Below are 16276 nucleotides of genomic sequence, written 5' to 3' on the forward strand. Positions count from 1 at the left end.
TATTACTAAAACAAAAGCAGACTTTTAAAGTCTGCTTTTTTATAGGAGCATTTTTATTTATACAACCCGACACAACCTTGCAATATTCTGTGCCGTTGAGATTAGATTTGCTTTACCTTGTTGCAAGGTTTCTTCAAGAGAGCCTAGATTACGAATAATCGGAAAGACGCAATCAATGCCATATTGATATACTACTTCATAATCCTCTTGTAAACAGCCCACAATCGCAATCACAGGTTTATTAAATTGTTTCGCCACCTTTGCGACACCAATCGGCGTTTTGCCTGCAATACTTTGAGCGTCCATTCTGCCTTCGCCTGTAATCACTAGGTCTGCTTGCTCGATAAATTGAGCCAGTGACGTGGCTTCAATCACGATATCCACACCTGATTTTAGGGTTACGTTAGGCAACAATAATAAACCGCCGCCCATTCCGCCCGCTGCACCGCAACCTGCTTTCTCTTTAATTTCAAGTTGAAGCTGTTGCTGAACAATATTTGCAAAATGTGCTAACGCTTCATCTAATTGCTGAACCATTTCAGGTGTTGCCCCTTTTTGAGGTCCAAAAATAGCACTCGCTCCATTCTCGCCACATAAAGGATTATTCACATCACAAGCTACTTCAAATTGAACACTATTTAAAAGAGAGTTTAAACGTGGATTTAACGCCGATAAATCAATCTGAGCAATCTCTTTTAAGGCTTCGCCACCAAAACCAATCGGCTGATTTGAGCGATCTAAAAATTTTCCACCTAAGGCTTGCAACATTCCAACACCGCCGTCATTCGTCGCACTTCCGCCAATCCCAAGAATGATTTTTTCTACGCCATACTCTAACGCTGAACTAATCAATTCCCCTGTGCCAAAAGAAGTGGTTTTAAGGGGATTACGTTTTTCAGGCGGAACAAGGTGTAAACCAGAGGCGGCGGACATCTCAATAAATGCCGTTTTACGATCCCCTGATAGCCCAAAGAAAGCGGTTATTTTATTCCCTAATGGGGCAGTAACTTCGGTTTCTATAATTGAGCCATTTGTCGCATCAACTAAGGATCGCACCGTGCCTTCGCCACCGTCTGCCATCGGAATTTTGATAAATTCAGCATTGGGATAAATTTTTGCAAATCCTTCCTCAATCGCATTTGCCACTTCTAAGGCGGTTAAGCTTTCTTTAAATGAATCAGGGGCTATAATAATTTTCATCTTTTTTATTCCAAAAACTGTCCAAAATCCACTTCAATATAACTTTGTTCTAGCTGTTGTTTGGTCATTAAATTTTGCTCAATTTCTGCGAGTTGGGTAATGCAATCACTTAAATTACAAGCGGTGTGATTGACACAATTTTTTGCAAAAAATTCACTTAAACTGACCGCTTGTTGATTGAATAAATTGAGTAATAATTGTTGTAAATTTTGCTCTCGTAAACATTGTGGCACTTTGTTGATGGTTAAGCGAGTTTGTCCTTGCCAGTGTTTTTCAATAATTTCAAAACCAAGCATAGTAAGTTGTTGCTCACATTGTTGCCACGCAATAGTTTGAGGTTCATCGAGGGTTAAACTTAATGGGATCAACAAGACTTTGGTTTCTGTTTTTTTCAGCTCAGCTTGTAATTTTAATTCTGCTAATTTTTTTAACGGTACTAAATAAAAGGACTCTTGTTTCTTCAACAACAAGGCTTTATTTTTCACAATCGCAAGGGCTTGAATATAATCAGAACTTGATTGTGTAAGCGGTGTGATTTCTGCGGTTTTTTGCAAATTATCCATTTTTGGTAAATTTTCACTAAAATCCGACCGCTTCATTTCCGAAGGTCGAGAGATTTCCGAGCCACTTTGTAATAACTCGCCATAAAGACGTTGTGAGGATTTACTTACACTTGGTGAAGTATAAGAACTTGACGGTCTTTGAAAACTCAGTCCCTGTGAATAATTTTCTTGATACTGCTCTTGGTATCGCTCCGCAAAAATATTTTTGCCTGCTGCGGCTCGGTTGGTATCTTTGGTGTAACTTGGAATCGGTTCATTCACTTGATTATCTGTTAAGGGTAAATTTACTTGCTCTTGCAGAGCATTTGCAATACCTTGATAAATAAAATCGTGTACGAGTCGTCCTTGATGAAAACGTACTTCGTGTTTCGCAGGGTGAACGTTCACATCCACTTGGCTTGCATCTAAATCCAAAAATAGCACAAAACTTGGGTAACAATCTTTGGCGAGTAAATCGCCGTAAGCCTGACGGATAGCGTGGTTGATGGTTTTATCACGCATCATTCTGCCGTTTACATAGCTGTAATTGAGATCATTTTGCGTTCTTGCGATCGTAGGCGAGCCGATCCAACCTTGCAAATGAAGATCCCCGTGTTGCCAATCTAAATGCACGCTATTTTGAATAAAATTCTCACCACAAATTGCCGCCACACGCTTTTGCTGTTGCTCTAAATTGTGCTGAGCAATGCCACGATAATGGCGAATTTTTTTATCGTTATGGGTCAAGGTAAAGGTAATGCTTGGTTTTGCCAATGCAATACGACGAACTACTTCATCAATATGGCTAAATTCTGTTTTATCGGTACGTAAAAATTTACGTCTAGCAGGCGTATTAAAAAACAAATTTGCCACTTCAATGGTTGTGCCGACAGGGTGTGAGGCAAGCTGAATTTCCACCGCCATATCTCGCCCTTGTGCATAGGCTTGCCACGCTTCCGTTTGATTTTCAGGGCGTGATGTGAGAGTTAAACGAGACACCGAACTGATACTTGCCAACGCTTCGCCACGAAAACCTAAACTTAAAATCGCCTCTAAATCTTCAAGGCTCGCAATTTTACTGGTGGCGTGACGAGCGAGGGCTAATTCCAGATCCACCTTTGCAATACCACAGCCATTATCACGAATTCGGATCAACTGCGATCCGCCTTTTTCAATATCAATTTGAATATTAGTCGCCCCTGCATCAAGGCTATTTTCTACTAATTCTTTAACCACAGAAGCTGGTCGCTCCACCACTTCCCCCGCCGCAATTTGGTTGGCAAGTTGAGGGGGCAAAATATTGATAAGGTGTGTTTGTGTCATTTTATTTTTAGATTTCAGAAGATAATTAGTTGGATTTTAGCATAAATTCTGGAAACAGGGCATACCCTGTTTTTTGCTTAAACAATCAATTGATACTAAAACTGCCATTCAAAATTTACTTGCACTTCACTTTGTTTATAAGAAAATATCGTGTCATTATTTGCTTTATTGCGACTATGTTTAATCAATAAACTCGGTACAATGCCTTTAAAATTCCATTTTGGCATTTTAAATATAGCTAAATAAGTTTGTAAATTTTCTCTTCTTGCCTTAAATATCACGCCATAATCTTTCTCATAACGATAATGTTTAAGTAAGGCTAAAAAAGTGGTGTTTAATCCAAAATCAAATTGATGATTAAAACCTAAGCGTAGCCCTGCCATTTGATAATTTTTCTCTTTTTGTAGCGTGTGACGATATGCAAAATCTAAACCACTAAATAAGGTTGTTTTTGGGCTAAGTAAATAATACCAAGTTCCAGATAAAGTGCTTAAATAAGCATTTTCAAGAGAGTGTTGTTCACTATTATAATAGAATTTCTTCTGTTCAAATTGTAAGTTTAAATGATGACGAGGTGACAAATTTTGTGAAAAATTAATACGTCCGCCCCAAGCGTGATAATTACGATGATTTTGCAACACATTATATTCAAACATAGGTGCAATGGTTAATTCTGTTTTCGCATTTTGGAAGTGATAACCTAAAGACGTTTTAACGGTATTTTCATTATAGTTTCGATAGTGAGGATAAAATTGACCATAACTATTCAATGAAAATGCTAGACCGTGATTTGCAACAAATGAAGTTTGTTTACGAATATTTGCATCATAATGCCAACCTTGAGCATTAATTGACTTTGGAGAAGATTGTTTTTCAATACATTGATTATTCAAAGAAAGTAAACATTCTTCTTTTTGTGATGATTGATTGATATTTTGATTATATTGATAACCGATACTCAATCCGCCTTGCCAACTTTCCCGTTTGGATAAAGCTTGCTGATAGCCACCAATGGTTTGATATAGATTTTGAGGTAATTCTAATTGGGTAATTTTTTCAAATAGCGATGTCGATTCATTATTTTTATGATTTTCAAATAAAATTCTCGCAAGATCTAACTGCCCACGTAAAAATTGTGGATCCAGTTTTAATAGTTCCTGATAATAAAGCTCGGCTTGTTCAAGACTTCCTTGCTTCCTTGCTAACAATCCTTTTGCAAATAAAACAAGCGGTGGTTTATGATCGGCAAATTGTAGATATTGAGCTAAAAATTTCTCCGCATAATCCCATAACTCTTGGTTTAGCGAAATATACAACGCCTGTCCAACAGCATTTACATTATTTTCTACCTCAAACTTTTTACCGCTGAGAGTAATTTCATTTTGTGACGTTTCATTTTTACGCTGTTGATACTCTTGTTGTTGCTGTTGCACTTTTTGTTGGTACTGTTGTAATAGCTGAATACTCTCTTGATTATGCGAGTTGTCTTGATATTGCTGTGCAATTGCTTGTGGTATAAACATCGCACCTAAAAAAGGCACCCAATAATATTTTCTCATATATTCCCCGAGTATTAATCCAATAATAAAAATAAATTTGCAAATTTTATTATTAATGTGACCGCTATAATATGTTTAATTCGCAATGAAAAAATAGAGATCCAGTAAACTCGATCTCTATCAATAATTAAATAATGCTCAAATTATTTTTTAGTACCACCAAAAGCCGTATCATATTGGTTATTACCTTCAAATTTCGTATAACCTGCTAGAGCTGAAGCATCTTTTCCAAAGAAATGACCTTTAGCTGAACCATCTACTGAACCATTTGCTGTTGCGTCACCATCAAAACTTGCATCATCATAAATATCTGCTGATACCTCAATAGTTAAGCCTTTTTTTGTAATAGTTCCATCAAGTAGACCCTCTTCAAAATCAGCGGTAAATTCACCTTTTAATAATGCTTTATTTAAGTCATTATTTTGGTTAATACCTTGTACAGAATACACTGCTTGACCACTGGTTGGCATTGTTTGTGTTTTTTCATTACCTGCGTAATAAACGACACGATCAGTTTTAGGATTTGCATTTTTTGCCACCCACTCACCAAAGTAAAGTTCTTGAGAGCCAACCTGTTTAAAAGCATAATTTCCTAATTTATTATGAAATCCTGGTACCCAATCTGGCATATTATTCATTTTAAGAACAACTACATCATTACGATCCACACCACCAAAAGTTTTCATCCATTGCACTCTTTTGGCCACACCAGATAAAGATTTAAAACTTGTAATTTTATCTTTTACTGCAGTAACTTTAATACCTGGATAGCCTGCTTTATCTTTATGAAATAAACCATTATGCTCTGGAGAGGCTCCAAGCTCTAAACCTTTGGTCTTATCTGAAAGATCGGAAGTCACAACAGCACTGGCAGTGCTAACAGCAAATAATGAACTTAATACAACAGTTGCTAAAAGTGATTTCTTCATAAAAATCTCCTATAATAAATTTGTGGATATTTTCCACGGTTAAAATGATTCTACTTTTTCTTAAAAGTAGCGTTCTTTTTAAAGACAGTAAAATAGATTTAGCGGTCGTTTTACTGTCTTTTTTTCTAAAAAATCATTGCTGACTTTTTAAAAACTTGCGGTTAATCCTAATTTAAAGGTTCTTCCCGGTGCTGGGATCATTGAACGAGTCATAGGATCAAGATAGTAACGATCAGTTAAGTTTGTTCCCACAAACTCTAATGTTACATTTTTTGAATATTTATATTTTGCATAGGCATCCACCGTTAACACTGGTTGCCAATACATTGGATTATTCATTCCTAAACCGCTTACAAAACCATCTTTTTGATCAATTTCATACAAGCGATTTTCATCTTTATTCTTCGCTTTGCTGTGATATAACCAACGAGTGCCAAGCTCTAACTTACGATCAAAGAAACGTCCGCCTAAATTCGCAGTAATAGAGTATTTTGGTTGAAGTTGAGTTCTTAAATAGCCCATAGGGAAACCCGCAGTAATACAATTCGGTACTCGTTGTAAGATTGGATCTAACATATTTGCTGTATCTGCATCGCACACCTTATTTTTTAAATGATATTCAACCCCAAAATCAGCAAAATATTGTCCATTATCAAAACGACTTTGTAATTCAATACCTTCTAGAGTTCGTTTATCAAATTGTATAAAACTAAAATTGGTATCACGATCAATGACATTTTTAGTGACGTTATGGTAATAACTTAATTTAACATCCGATTTCACCTCATTATCAAATAAATGTGATAAATCATAAGCATAACCAATTTCAATATTTTTAGCTTTTTCAGCTTTTAATGCTCGATCATAAGTTGCCACACTGCCTGCGGATGCAGAAAAACCAACCGTTGTTTCAAAAATACTTGGCATACGGCTATATTGCATATAACGAATCCAAGCACGGGAATGATCTGTTAAAAATGCTGTAGCAGAAAATGAAGGACTAAATGCGTGAGCACGTTGTTTTTTTATTGATTTTAATTGTTCCTTTTCTTCAATTGGTCTATCCATTGAATTTGCACCAGTAATTTTATACTTTGGTTCCATTTTCCCAGTAACTAAATTTTTAACCATTTTATTTTTTAAGGTACCATTATAGAAAGGATTATCTTCTCGATGTAAACGACCATCTTTTCTGTATTTCCAGTCAATCGTTGATGAATTACTTGAAAAAGTACCATCATCCATATTTAGTTTAGGTTTTTGCTTACCTAAATCACGATATGCACGATGAATATCAGGATCAAAGTCTGGATTCTTTCTTCTACGTCCATTTATTCTAACTTTAGGTTTAATAACTAAATAACCATTCTTACCTTTCATTGACTTATATTCATTTTGTTTTTCTGTAATTTCGTTGTATTTATCTAAATCTTCTTGAGAAAAAAGCTCTGAATAATTAAAGCGTTTTCCTTCCGTCATATAACGAGGAGAGCCATCTTCATTTTTGTATAACTTATCTTCTTTTAATAATTTATCTAAATAATCATCATAAGACCAATATTCATTATAACGACCGCCTGCAGTTAAAATTAACCAATCTGTTGGGCGATAGTTAAAATTAGTTGTAATATCCCATTCTTGACGACGACCTAAACGAGGAGGGCTTTCCCACGTTGAGCTTGGATTTGCGGTTTCTTTTAAGTGATTACTGGTTAATTTTTCTTGTTGGAAAGAACCAGATACAGTTACACTCAGTTTATCTGTTAACTCCATTTTATTACTAATATTAAAGCCTTTTCGCGTGTTATATGCATTTACTTTTGCAGCATTAACATAACTATATTGACCATTGGTATTTGGATTTTTTTTCGCAGCCTCAGCCCCAATTTTTTTTACGCATTCCTTATCATAATCAAACTGATGATGTGGGTCACTATTAGGGTGATACCCACGAAAACACTCATTTGAAACTCTTATAAACCAGCTATCTTTTCCCCAATCTGGTTCACCTGCGGGTTCACGTGGATTTCCACCTGAGGTATTGGTATCACTAATGGTTTTGTTATACCAAACTCCTGCTTTTAAATTAATATATGGATTATCAGGATTAAAATTATAATTTACATTAACAGCATCTTGTTTTACATGCGCTAAAGGCCATTGTGGAACCCAACCAACAAAGCTTTTAAAATCTAAACGTGATGGCATAATCTCGCCATAATTAATATCAGTATGACGATAACCAAGTTTAATTCTTTGATTATCTGTTAATTTTAGTGAGCCTTTTAATAAATAAGACTTCATTTCATTGGATGTATTTGGAATTTCAGTATGCGGTTTATAAACTGAAGCGGCAAACGGTAAATTAGGCTCGATCTGAGATAATTCTCGCCCCCATTTGTCATTGATTTTCCCTTCATATTTATGATAACCACCTTTCCCTGCTAAATAGTTTCCTTTAGAACGATAGCTATAAGCAGCTAAGAAATCATATTTATCTTCTTTAACCGCAACCGCTAAACGAACTGCATTATCTTTAAAAAATTTACCTTTTTTCTTCGGTTCCACAAGCGTGACTGGTGAGAAATCACCAAATATATCAGGATTACCTGTTAAGCGATAATCCTCTCCCCATTGATAATCTGGTATTCTTTCTTTTACAGAATTGTTACTCGTTTCTAACTTTAATTCAGCTCCAAATTTTTCTCCTTCTTTCACAATATCATCGACATCAATAGTTCGCATTTTAACTGCTCCACCAATACCAGACATATTGCCAGAAGCAGTAGAAGGGCCCTTTTCAACAGTAATTCCGCTAATTAAATTAGGATCAAGATAATTTCGGTTATTTGCACCATTATAGCCCCGCCACGTTGTTACGGCTTGCTCTGTACCATCAACAGTAACAGGAATTCTTCCTTGCCCTTGAATACCACGAATATTGGGGTCAACTGCACCACTGTTGCGAGCGTCACCACTATAAACACCATTAAACCCTTGGAATAAATCGGCTGGTGCAGCACCTTTATAACGCTCAACGGTTTCTTTATCGGCGTACATATTGGTAATATCACGCTGATAAACTTCATCTTTTTTTTGCTCATCAATACTTTCTGCTTTATCTGTAACAGTTATCGTGCCTAGTGTTGATGATTGGTTATTAAGAATATCAACAGCCTGTGCTGAAGTACTTGTTACGATAAGTACAGTCGATATAAAATTCAAACACAAATTTTTTTTCATAACATCCTCTTTGATCTCAATTTAACAGATACGCGAGATTAACGTTAATGCGAACCATTGTCAATTGCGTTGGTTGAGTTTGCTAATTATTTGATTGATATTTATTCTTATCAAGTATGTGATATTTGTTTATGAGAATTGATAAATAGAAATATTTTCTTTAAATAAGCTGATATCTGGTAAAAAGTAAATATTACTATAACGTGAATAATAGCAATTAGTAGAAAAATATTGGCGGAATATTAACAATATTCTTCTTTTGAATATGTGTTGGATTGTATAGATTGGGAAACAATTAAACTAAATAAGCGGGTTAGTTATTATAAAAATACCACACAAAATTAAGATTACAAACCTAATTTAATAGTGGTTTTAATATAATAAAAGCAGGGGAGCCCCTGCTTTTTTTATTGATACTAATATTTAGTGTACTATTTAGAGACACATCAATAAAATTAAAAAAAAGTATATTACCGCAATAACAACATCGGTTTTTCACTATAACGTGCCACTTTTACAGTATCAGAGCTTAATCCTTTAGAGGTTCTTTTTTTCTTAGCTAACATAATGATTAAATCAATACTTTTATCGTGAGCAATTCGATTAACTTCTTCGTGAATTGTGCCGTGAGCAACAATATGTTGCACTTTTGCTCCTTTCGGAAAATGTTGTTTTGTAAACTCGTGTAGCATTTTATTCGCTTCTGAGATCACTGATTTATCAAAACCTTGTGGTAAAAAAGAAGAGATAAAACTTCCATCAAATGGTTCTATCACGGTTGCCACTCGATAAATAGCATTTGGGTTATGAGCGGTGAGATCTTGTGCAGTTTTTACCATTTCTGACGCTTTTTCTATATCGCCAAGATCAATAACAATTAAAATTTTATTATACATAGTTAATCCTTGATTACTTTAGTTTGTTGCTACTGCGTTTTTTCTACGACGTCGTTGGTTCCAGCCCACAAATAAAGCGAGTAATAATGCTGGAATAAACATTAGTTCTTTTGGTAGTGAAGCTTGTGGTAATTTTACGCTTAAAATTACCTGATCCCAACTTAACCCAGCTTTTTCTGCCGGTGAACCCACATCAACCATATCCACAATCACTTTATTTTCTTGCTCTAACAATTCTAATCCTAAGGCTTTAAGACGAGTTTGTCCGTTTACATCAGGAATGTCCAATTCTGAGAAAAATTCTATTGGTTTACCATAAGGGTTAACCCCTGCAATTTGTAGTGTTATTTTTTCACCTGCTGATGCGTTTTCAAGCTGTTGTACAAACTGAGTTGCTTCAATTGTTTTTGTACTTGGTGAAATTTGCTCCATAAAGAGAGCTGGGCGAAATAAGATAAATGCAGATAGAATTAACGCCACTGTTTCCCATTTCTTGTTTTTTGTAATAAAGAAATTCATAGTGGCGGCTGTAAAGAGTAATATTGCGGTGGTAGATATAATAAAGACCAGTATACCTTTAGCCCAACCTACATTAATTAATAATAAATCAGTATTAAAGATAAATAAGAACGGTAAAATGGCGGTTCTTAAGCTATAGAAAAATGCAACCAACCCTGTTTTAATCGGATTTCCTCCTGAAACTGCCGCTGCTGCAAAGGAAGCCAGTCCAACAGGTGGGGTGACATCTGCCATAATTCCAAAATAGAACACAAATAAATGTACCGCAATTAAAGGTACAATTAAGCCATTTTGACGCCCAACTTCTACGATAACCGTCGCCATAAGTGAGGATACCACGACATAATTTGCCGTAGTTGGTAATCCCATTCCTAAAATTAAACTAAAGACAGCAACAAGAACCAGCATAATTAACACGCTACCCATTGAAAGAGCTTCAATGATGCCAGAAAGTTGTACTCCAAAACCAGTTAACGATACAACACCTACGATAATACCTGCTGTTGCTGTGGCAATGCCAATACCGATCATATTTCTGGCTCCAGTTTCTAAACCATCAATGAGATCTTTTACGCCTAATTTTAAAGACAGTGGGTTAAATACTTCTTTTCTGAAGAAGTTTAATAATGTTCTTTGAGTCACAAGAATAAAGCTAAGTACTAATGTTCCCCAAAATGCAGATAATCCTGGTGATAAGCGTTCAATCATTAAACACCAGATTAATACGACTACTGGCAGTAAAAAGTGTAACCCTGAATTTACGGTCGGTTTAACTGATGGCAGTTTCACAATTTTAGAAGTCGGATCATCAATTTCTAATTCTGGGAATTGTGCAACTCGGTAAATTAATCCTAAATAAGCGAGGGTTAATAATACCATTATAATCATAAAGGCAGAATTTGGTGCAATCTCTTTTATCCAACCTAATCCAAATTTAACGGCAAAATAAAGAATACAAACACTCAAGAATGTTGCTAATACTCGTATAATGGCAACGAATAATGGACGAGCAGGATCCGTTCTTTGAAGTCCAGTTAAATTAAGTTTACACGCTTCTAAATGAACAATATAAACTAATGCGATATACGAAATTAATGCAGGCAAGAAAGCGTGAGTAATCAATTCACTGTATGGCATATTAACATATTCAATCATTAAAAATGCAGCCGCACCCATTACAGGTGGCATAATTTGACCATTTACAGAGGAGGCAACTTCTACAGCACCTGCTTTTTCTGATGAAAAACCGACTCGTTTCATCATTGGAATAGTAAATGTTCCAGTAGTTACTACGTTTGCAATTGAAGATCCTGAAATTAACCCTGTTAATCCAGAGGCAACAACGGCAGCTTTTGCTGGACCGCCACGCAAATGCCCTAAGTATGCAAAAGCAGTTTTAATAAAATAGTTTCCTGCCCCCGCTTTATCAAGCAATGCACCAAATAAAACAAATAAGAAAACATATTTAGTCGATACGCCTAACGCAACACCAAATACTCCTTCTGGCGTTATCCATTGCTGATTAATAATATGGGAAAGCGTACCTGTACGATGGCTGACAATCCAGCTACTTGGGAAAAATTGCCCAAAATAGTTATAAAGTAGAAAACCTGCAGCAATAATGACTAAAGGCAGCCCTAAAGTACGGCGAGTTGCTTCAAGCAGTAAAACAATCCCCATACAACCAGCGATAATATCTTGTAAATTTGGTGCCCCAAAGCGAGTGACTAATTCTTCATAAAAGAATAAATAATAAGAACCTAAGAATGCTCCCATTAAGGCAAACGTCCAATCTATTAAAGGAACCCTGTGCTTTGGCGAAGTAGCAAAAGCAGGAAAGGTTAAAAATCCTAAGAATAGTGCAAAAGAAAGGTGAATTGAGCGTGCTTTGGTGTCATCAATAACTACGTTTATATCAATTCCTGCTGCCCTTACCATCTCCTGTAAGGTATAAGCCAGAGGTGAGCTATAATAAAGTTGGAATACCGACCATAAAATAGCAGTTACAATAATCAGTTTTTTAGTAAATCCATAAGGATTACGACCACCAGCATCATTAGATGCTACCATATCTTGCAGATCGTCATAATCTACTTTATTTATTTCAGACATAAAATGCTTTCTCGTAAAAATCAAGTTATAAGGGGAAATGAGTACCCTCAATCTGGTTAAAGATTGAGGGGAAAGAAAATTTGTGAAATTTTCAGATAATGAGAATTTTACTCTCAATTATGATTTAATAAAACAAATAATTGAATTATTTTAACCAACCACGCTCTTTATAATAGCGTACCGCACCTTCGTGAAGAGGCGCTGAAAGAGCATTTTTAATCATATCTTGCTCTTTCAAGTTTGCAAATGCTGGGTGTAAACGCTTAAAGCGGTCAAAGTTATCAAACACCGCTTTAACTACGGCATAAACACTGTCTGCATCAACATCTGTTGAAGTGACTAAAGTTGCATATACACCAAAAGTATCTACTGGTTTATCAGAACCTTTATATAATCCACCTGGAATAGTTGCTTTCGCATAGTAAGCATTATCAGCAATTAGTTTATCAATTGCTTTACCTGTAACAGGTACTAAATGTGCATCACAAGATGCTGCCGCTTCTTTTAATGCACCATTTGGGTGTCCAACATTATAAGTGATCGCATCTAAGTTGTTATCACACATTACAGAAGCCATTTCTGACGCCTTTAATTCTGATGCGACTTTAAATTCTTTTTCTGTCCAACCTTTGGCATCTAAAACAACTTTCATTGTTGCACGAGTACCACTACCTGGGTCTCCTACATTTACACGTTTATTTTTAAGATCATCAAATGATTGAACACCTGAATCATCACGAGCCATTACCGTAAATGGTTCTGGATGGATTGAGAATACAGCACGTAATTTATCGTTCTTTTTACCTTTGAAAGAACTTGTACCATTATAAGCGTGGAATTGCCAATCTGATTGAGCAATCCCCATTTGCATTTGATTACCTGCAATGGCATTTAAGTTTGCCACAGAACCGCCAGTTGATGGTGCATTACATTTTACATTTGTTTTTGCCGTGGTACGGTTTACTAATTTACATACCGACTGACCGACTACATAATAAACACCTGTTTGACCACCTGTTCCGATAGTCACAAATTTTTCATCAGCTTGAACAGAAATTGCACTCATCGCTAGTCCTGCTACTAAAGAAAATTTTAATAATTTTTTCATTAAATTACCCTCTGTTTTTTATTTAAAAATAATGTTGTATTATCACTTTCTGTTTTTACAAAAATATAACATTTAAATGTATACTAAAAAAGTATTTGTTTTGCAAGTAAAACAGTAAAAAGAACCATTAAATGCGTCGATAATTTTCAAAAATTAGGCTATGATCACAAAAATGAACATTTTTTGAAGAAATATTTTTAGGCTCAAATGGAATATTATATACCCAAATTTGAAGTTGTTTTTGAAGAAGAAATTAAAAAAAGTCGCTTTATTACCTATATTCGTCATACAGAAGGTATTGAAGAAGCTAAGGCTTTTTTAACCGAAATGCGAACCACTTATCCTGATGCACGCCACCACTGTTGGGCGGCTGTGGCTGGTTCACCGACAGATAGTCAACAATATGGTTTTACTGACGATGGTGAACCACAAGGCACGGCTGGAAAACCAATGTTAAATCATCTGTTAGGCAGTGGAATGGGTGAAATTAGTGTTGTGGTAGTACGTTATTTTGGCGGCATTAAATTAGGCACAGGTGGATTAGTTCGGGCTTACGGAAACGGTGTACAGCAAGCCTTAAAGCAAGTAGAAAAAATTCGCAAAGTTTTAAGAAAATCATACCGCTTACAATGTGAATACGATCAATTTAACTCACTACAAAACCTGCTTAGCACAATGGATATTGAAATTTATGACCAACAATTTAGCGATAAAGTTGTTATAGAATTAGGTATTAATCCCACTGAATTTGATGAAATTCAACAAGCCATTACCGAACGATTTTCTGGTCAATTAAACTTAATTGAGATGGAATAGCGGTTACTTTCTGATTAAAATTTACAAAATTTCTTCTTCCCCTTGAAATCTTAAATTTAATCACAATCTAATAAGCAGTTTTTTGAAAAATAAGGAATAACAATGACAACTATTGTATGTGTACGTCGTGATGGCAAAGTAGCGATGGGGGGCGATGGTCAAGCCACGCTCGGTAACTGTGTGGAAAAAGGCACAGTAAGAAAAGTGCGTAAAATGTATCAAGATAAAGTGATCACAGGGTTTGCAGGTTCAACGGCAGATGCCTTTATTTTGCGTGAATTGTTTGAGCGAAAATTAGAGCTTCATCAAGGGCATTTAGTGAAATCCGCCGTAGAATTAGCCAAAGAGTGGCGTTCAGATCGTGCATTACGCCGTTTAGAAGCAATGATGATTGTCGCTAATGAAAGCGAATTTTTATTAGTTTCAGGCAGTGGCGATGTGATTGAGCCAGAAAGTGACGTATTAGCGATTGGATCTGGCGGTAATTTTGCAAAATCAGCCGCATTAGCCTTATTGCGTAATAGTGAATTATCAGCCAAAGAGATTGTTGCGGAGTCATTAAAAGTGGCGGGCGAAATCGATATTTACAGCAACAGCAACCATATTATTGAAGAAATTGAAAAATAGGAACAGATTATGTCAATGACACCTCGTGAGATTGTATCAGAATTAGACGCTCATATTATCGGGCAAAAAGAAGCTAAACGTGCCGTCGCGATTGCATTACGTAACCGCTGGCGTCGTATGCAGTTACCAGAAGATCTACGTCAAGAAGTGACCCCAAAAAATATTTTAATGATTGGACCAACCGGTGTGGGTAAAACGGAAATTGCACGTCGTTTAGCAAAATTAGCCAACGCCCCCTTTGTGAAAGTGGAAGCAACCAAATTTACCGAAGTGGGTTATGTGGGTAAGGAAGTTGATGCGATTATTCGTGATTTAGCTGATGTTTCAATGAAATTAGTGCGTGAACAAGCGATCGAAAAAAATCGTTTCCGTGCTGAAGAAGCAGCGGAAGAGCGTATTTTAGATGTATTACTTCCACCAGCAAAAGACCAATGGGGCAATAGTGAAGAAAGTAACAGCAGTAATTCTACTCGTCAAATCTTCCGTAAAAAATTACGTGAAGGTCAATTAGATGACAAAGAGATTGAAATTGATATCGCTGCCCAAGTGAGTGTAGAAATTATGACACCACCCGGAATGGAAGAGATGACATCGCAATTACAATCCCTGTTTGAAGGCGTATCGCCAAGCAAAAAGAAAAAACGCAAAATGAAAATCAAAGATGCGTTTAAAGTATTAATTGACGAAGAAGCGGCAAAATTGGTTAATCCAGAAGAATTAAAACAGCAAGCGATTGAAGCGGTGGAACAACACGGTATCGTGTTTATCGACGAGATCGATAAGATTTGTAAAAAATCAGAGCATAGCGGTGGCGATGTATCTCGTGAAGGGGTACAACGTGATTTACTGCCAATCATTGAAGGTAGCTCAGTAAACACTAAACACGGCATTGTAAAAACGGATCATATTTTATTTATCTGTTCAGGTGCATTCCAAGTGGCTCGCCCGTCAGACTTATTGCCTGAATTACAAGGTCGTTTACCAATCCGTGTCGAATTAAAATCCCTAACAGAACACGATTTTGAACGTATTTTAACCGAACCAAATGCCTCATTAACCTTACAATACAGAGAGTTAATGAAAACAGAAGGCGTTGAGATTGAGTTCACCGAAGACGGTATCAGCCGAATCGCAAAATCAGCGTTCCACGTAAACGAGAAAACCGAAAATATCGGGGCAAGACGTCTGCATACCGTATTAGAACGTTTAATGGATAATATTTCTTTCAATGCGAGTGAACGCTCAGGGGATAAAATTGTAATCAACCAAGACTTCGTTGCCAAAGAGTTAGATGATGTGGTTGAGAACGAAGATTTAAGTCGTTATATTTTATAATTAAAAACGTTGTAGGGGCGGCATTAGCAAACTATCCGTCCGTTACGTTATATAGAACTAAGTGGCT

General features: G+C 36.1%; 11 protein-coding genes. 3 read left to right on the plus strand and 8 right to left on the minus strand.

Going from position 1 to position 16276, the window contains the following annotated elements; translation table 11 throughout:
• Positions 1-57 precede the first annotated feature (57 nt).
• From U9966_RS03235 to U9966_RS03270, 8 genes are all read right to left on the minus strand, one after another.
• Entirely contained in the window at positions 58-1200 is a 1143-nt protein-coding gene (locus U9966_RS03235) for a glycerate kinase (RefSeq protein WP_306346311.1), read from the minus strand.
• A gap of 5 nt (positions 1201-1205) precedes the next feature.
• The gene (gene mutL / locus U9966_RS03240; protein ID WP_306346310.1) at positions 1206-3065 is read right to left on the minus strand and encodes a DNA mismatch repair endonuclease MutL; all 1860 of its coding nucleotides are present in this window, start codon (positions 3063-3065) and stop codon (positions 1206-1208) included.
• Between the two features lie 95 nt (positions 3066-3160).
• Positions 3161-4624 carry a surface lipoprotein assembly modifier gene (locus U9966_RS03245; RefSeq protein ID WP_306346309.1) on the minus strand — a complete coding sequence of 488 codons (1464 nt, stop codon included), beginning with the start codon at positions 4622-4624 and terminating at the stop codon, positions 3161-3163.
• Between the two features lie 143 nt (positions 4625-4767).
• A complete protein-coding gene (locus tag U9966_RS03250) occupies positions 4768-5553 on the minus strand; it encodes a Slam-dependent surface lipoprotein (protein ID WP_306346308.1) in 786 nt (261 codons plus the stop codon).
• A gap of 147 nt (positions 5554-5700) precedes the next feature.
• Positions 5701-8796 (minus strand): TonB-dependent receptor domain-containing protein, encoded by a 3096-nt coding sequence (locus tag U9966_RS03255; RefSeq protein WP_306346307.1) that lies wholly within the window; start codon positions 8794-8796, stop codon positions 5701-5703.
• A gap of 470 nt (positions 8797-9266) precedes the next feature.
• Positions 9267-9692: a universal stress protein gene (locus U9966_RS03260; RefSeq protein WP_306346306.1), complete on the minus strand. Its 426-nt coding sequence runs from the start codon at positions 9690-9692 to the stop codon at positions 9267-9269.
• Positions 9693-9710: 18 nt separating this feature from the next.
• Positions 9711-12323, minus strand: coding sequence for a TRAP transporter permease (locus tag U9966_RS03265; protein ID WP_306346305.1), 2613 nt, complete (start codon positions 12321-12323; stop codon positions 9711-9713).
• 145 nt (positions 12324-12468) lie between these two features.
• On the minus strand, positions 12469-13431 hold the full coding sequence (locus U9966_RS03270) for a TAXI family TRAP transporter solute-binding subunit (RefSeq protein WP_306346304.1): 963 nt from the start codon (positions 13429-13431) through the stop codon (positions 12469-12471).
• A 207-nt stretch (positions 13432-13638) separates the two neighbouring features.
• On the opposite strand from U9966_RS03270, the gene U9966_RS03275 reads away from it, so the two are divergent.
• The 3 genes from U9966_RS03275 (at position 13639) to hslU (ending at position 16209) form a co-directional block, all read left to right on the plus strand.
• A complete protein-coding gene (locus U9966_RS03275) occupies positions 13639-14247 on the plus strand; it encodes a YigZ family protein (protein WP_306346303.1) in 609 nt (202 codons plus the stop codon).
• A 102-nt stretch (positions 14248-14349) separates the two neighbouring features.
• Entirely contained in the window at positions 14350-14874 is a 525-nt protein-coding gene (hslV, locus tag U9966_RS03280; RefSeq protein WP_306346302.1) for an ATP-dependent protease subunit HslV, read from the plus strand.
• 6 nt (positions 14875-14880) lie between these two features.
• Positions 14881-16209 carry an HslU--HslV peptidase ATPase subunit gene (gene hslU, locus U9966_RS03285; protein WP_306346352.1) on the plus strand — a complete coding sequence of 443 codons (1329 nt, stop codon included), beginning with the start codon at positions 14881-14883 and terminating at the stop codon, positions 16207-16209.
• The last annotated feature ends 67 nt before the right edge of the window (positions 16210-16276 follow it).

Origin of the sequence: Pasteurella atlantica, from assembly GCF_963693435.1 — a bacterium.
Classification (GTDB): domain Bacteria; phylum Pseudomonadota; class Gammaproteobacteria; order Enterobacterales; family Pasteurellaceae; genus Phocoenobacter; species Phocoenobacter atlanticus.

Coding starts and splice junctions, on each gene's coding strand:
- U9966_RS03260 (WP_306346306.1), bottom strand. CDS start 9,692: ATGTATAATAAAATTTTAATTGTTATTGATCTTGGCGATATAGAAAAA.
- U9966_RS03235 (WP_306346311.1), bottom strand. CDS start 1,200: ATGAAAATTATTATAGCCCCTGATTCATTTAAAGAAAGCTTAACCGCC.
- U9966_RS03270 (WP_306346304.1), bottom strand. CDS start 13,431: ATGAAAAAATTATTAAAATTTTCTTTAGTAGCAGGACTAGCGATGAGT.
- U9966_RS03275 (WP_306346303.1), top strand. CDS start 13,639: ATGGAATATTATATACCCAAATTTGAAGTTGTTTTTGAAGAAGAAATT.
- mutL (WP_306346310.1), bottom strand. CDS start 3,065: ATGACACAAACACACCTTATCAATATTTTGCCCCCTCAACTTGCCAAC.
- U9966_RS03250 (WP_306346308.1), bottom strand. CDS start 5,553: ATGAAGAAATCACTTTTAGCAACTGTTGTATTAAGTTCATTATTTGCT.
- U9966_RS03265 (WP_306346305.1), bottom strand. CDS start 12,323: ATGTCTGAAATAAATAAAGTAGATTATGACGATCTGCAAGATATGGTA.
- U9966_RS03245 (WP_306346309.1), bottom strand. CDS start 4,624: ATGAGAAAATATTATTGGGTGCCTTTTTTAGGTGCGATGTTTATACCA.
- U9966_RS03255 (WP_306346307.1), bottom strand. CDS start 8,796: ATGAAAAAAAATTTGTGTTTGAATTTTATATCGACTGTACTTATCGTA.
- hslV (WP_306346302.1), top strand. CDS start 14,350: ATGACAACTATTGTATGTGTACGTCGTGATGGCAAAGTAGCGATGGGG.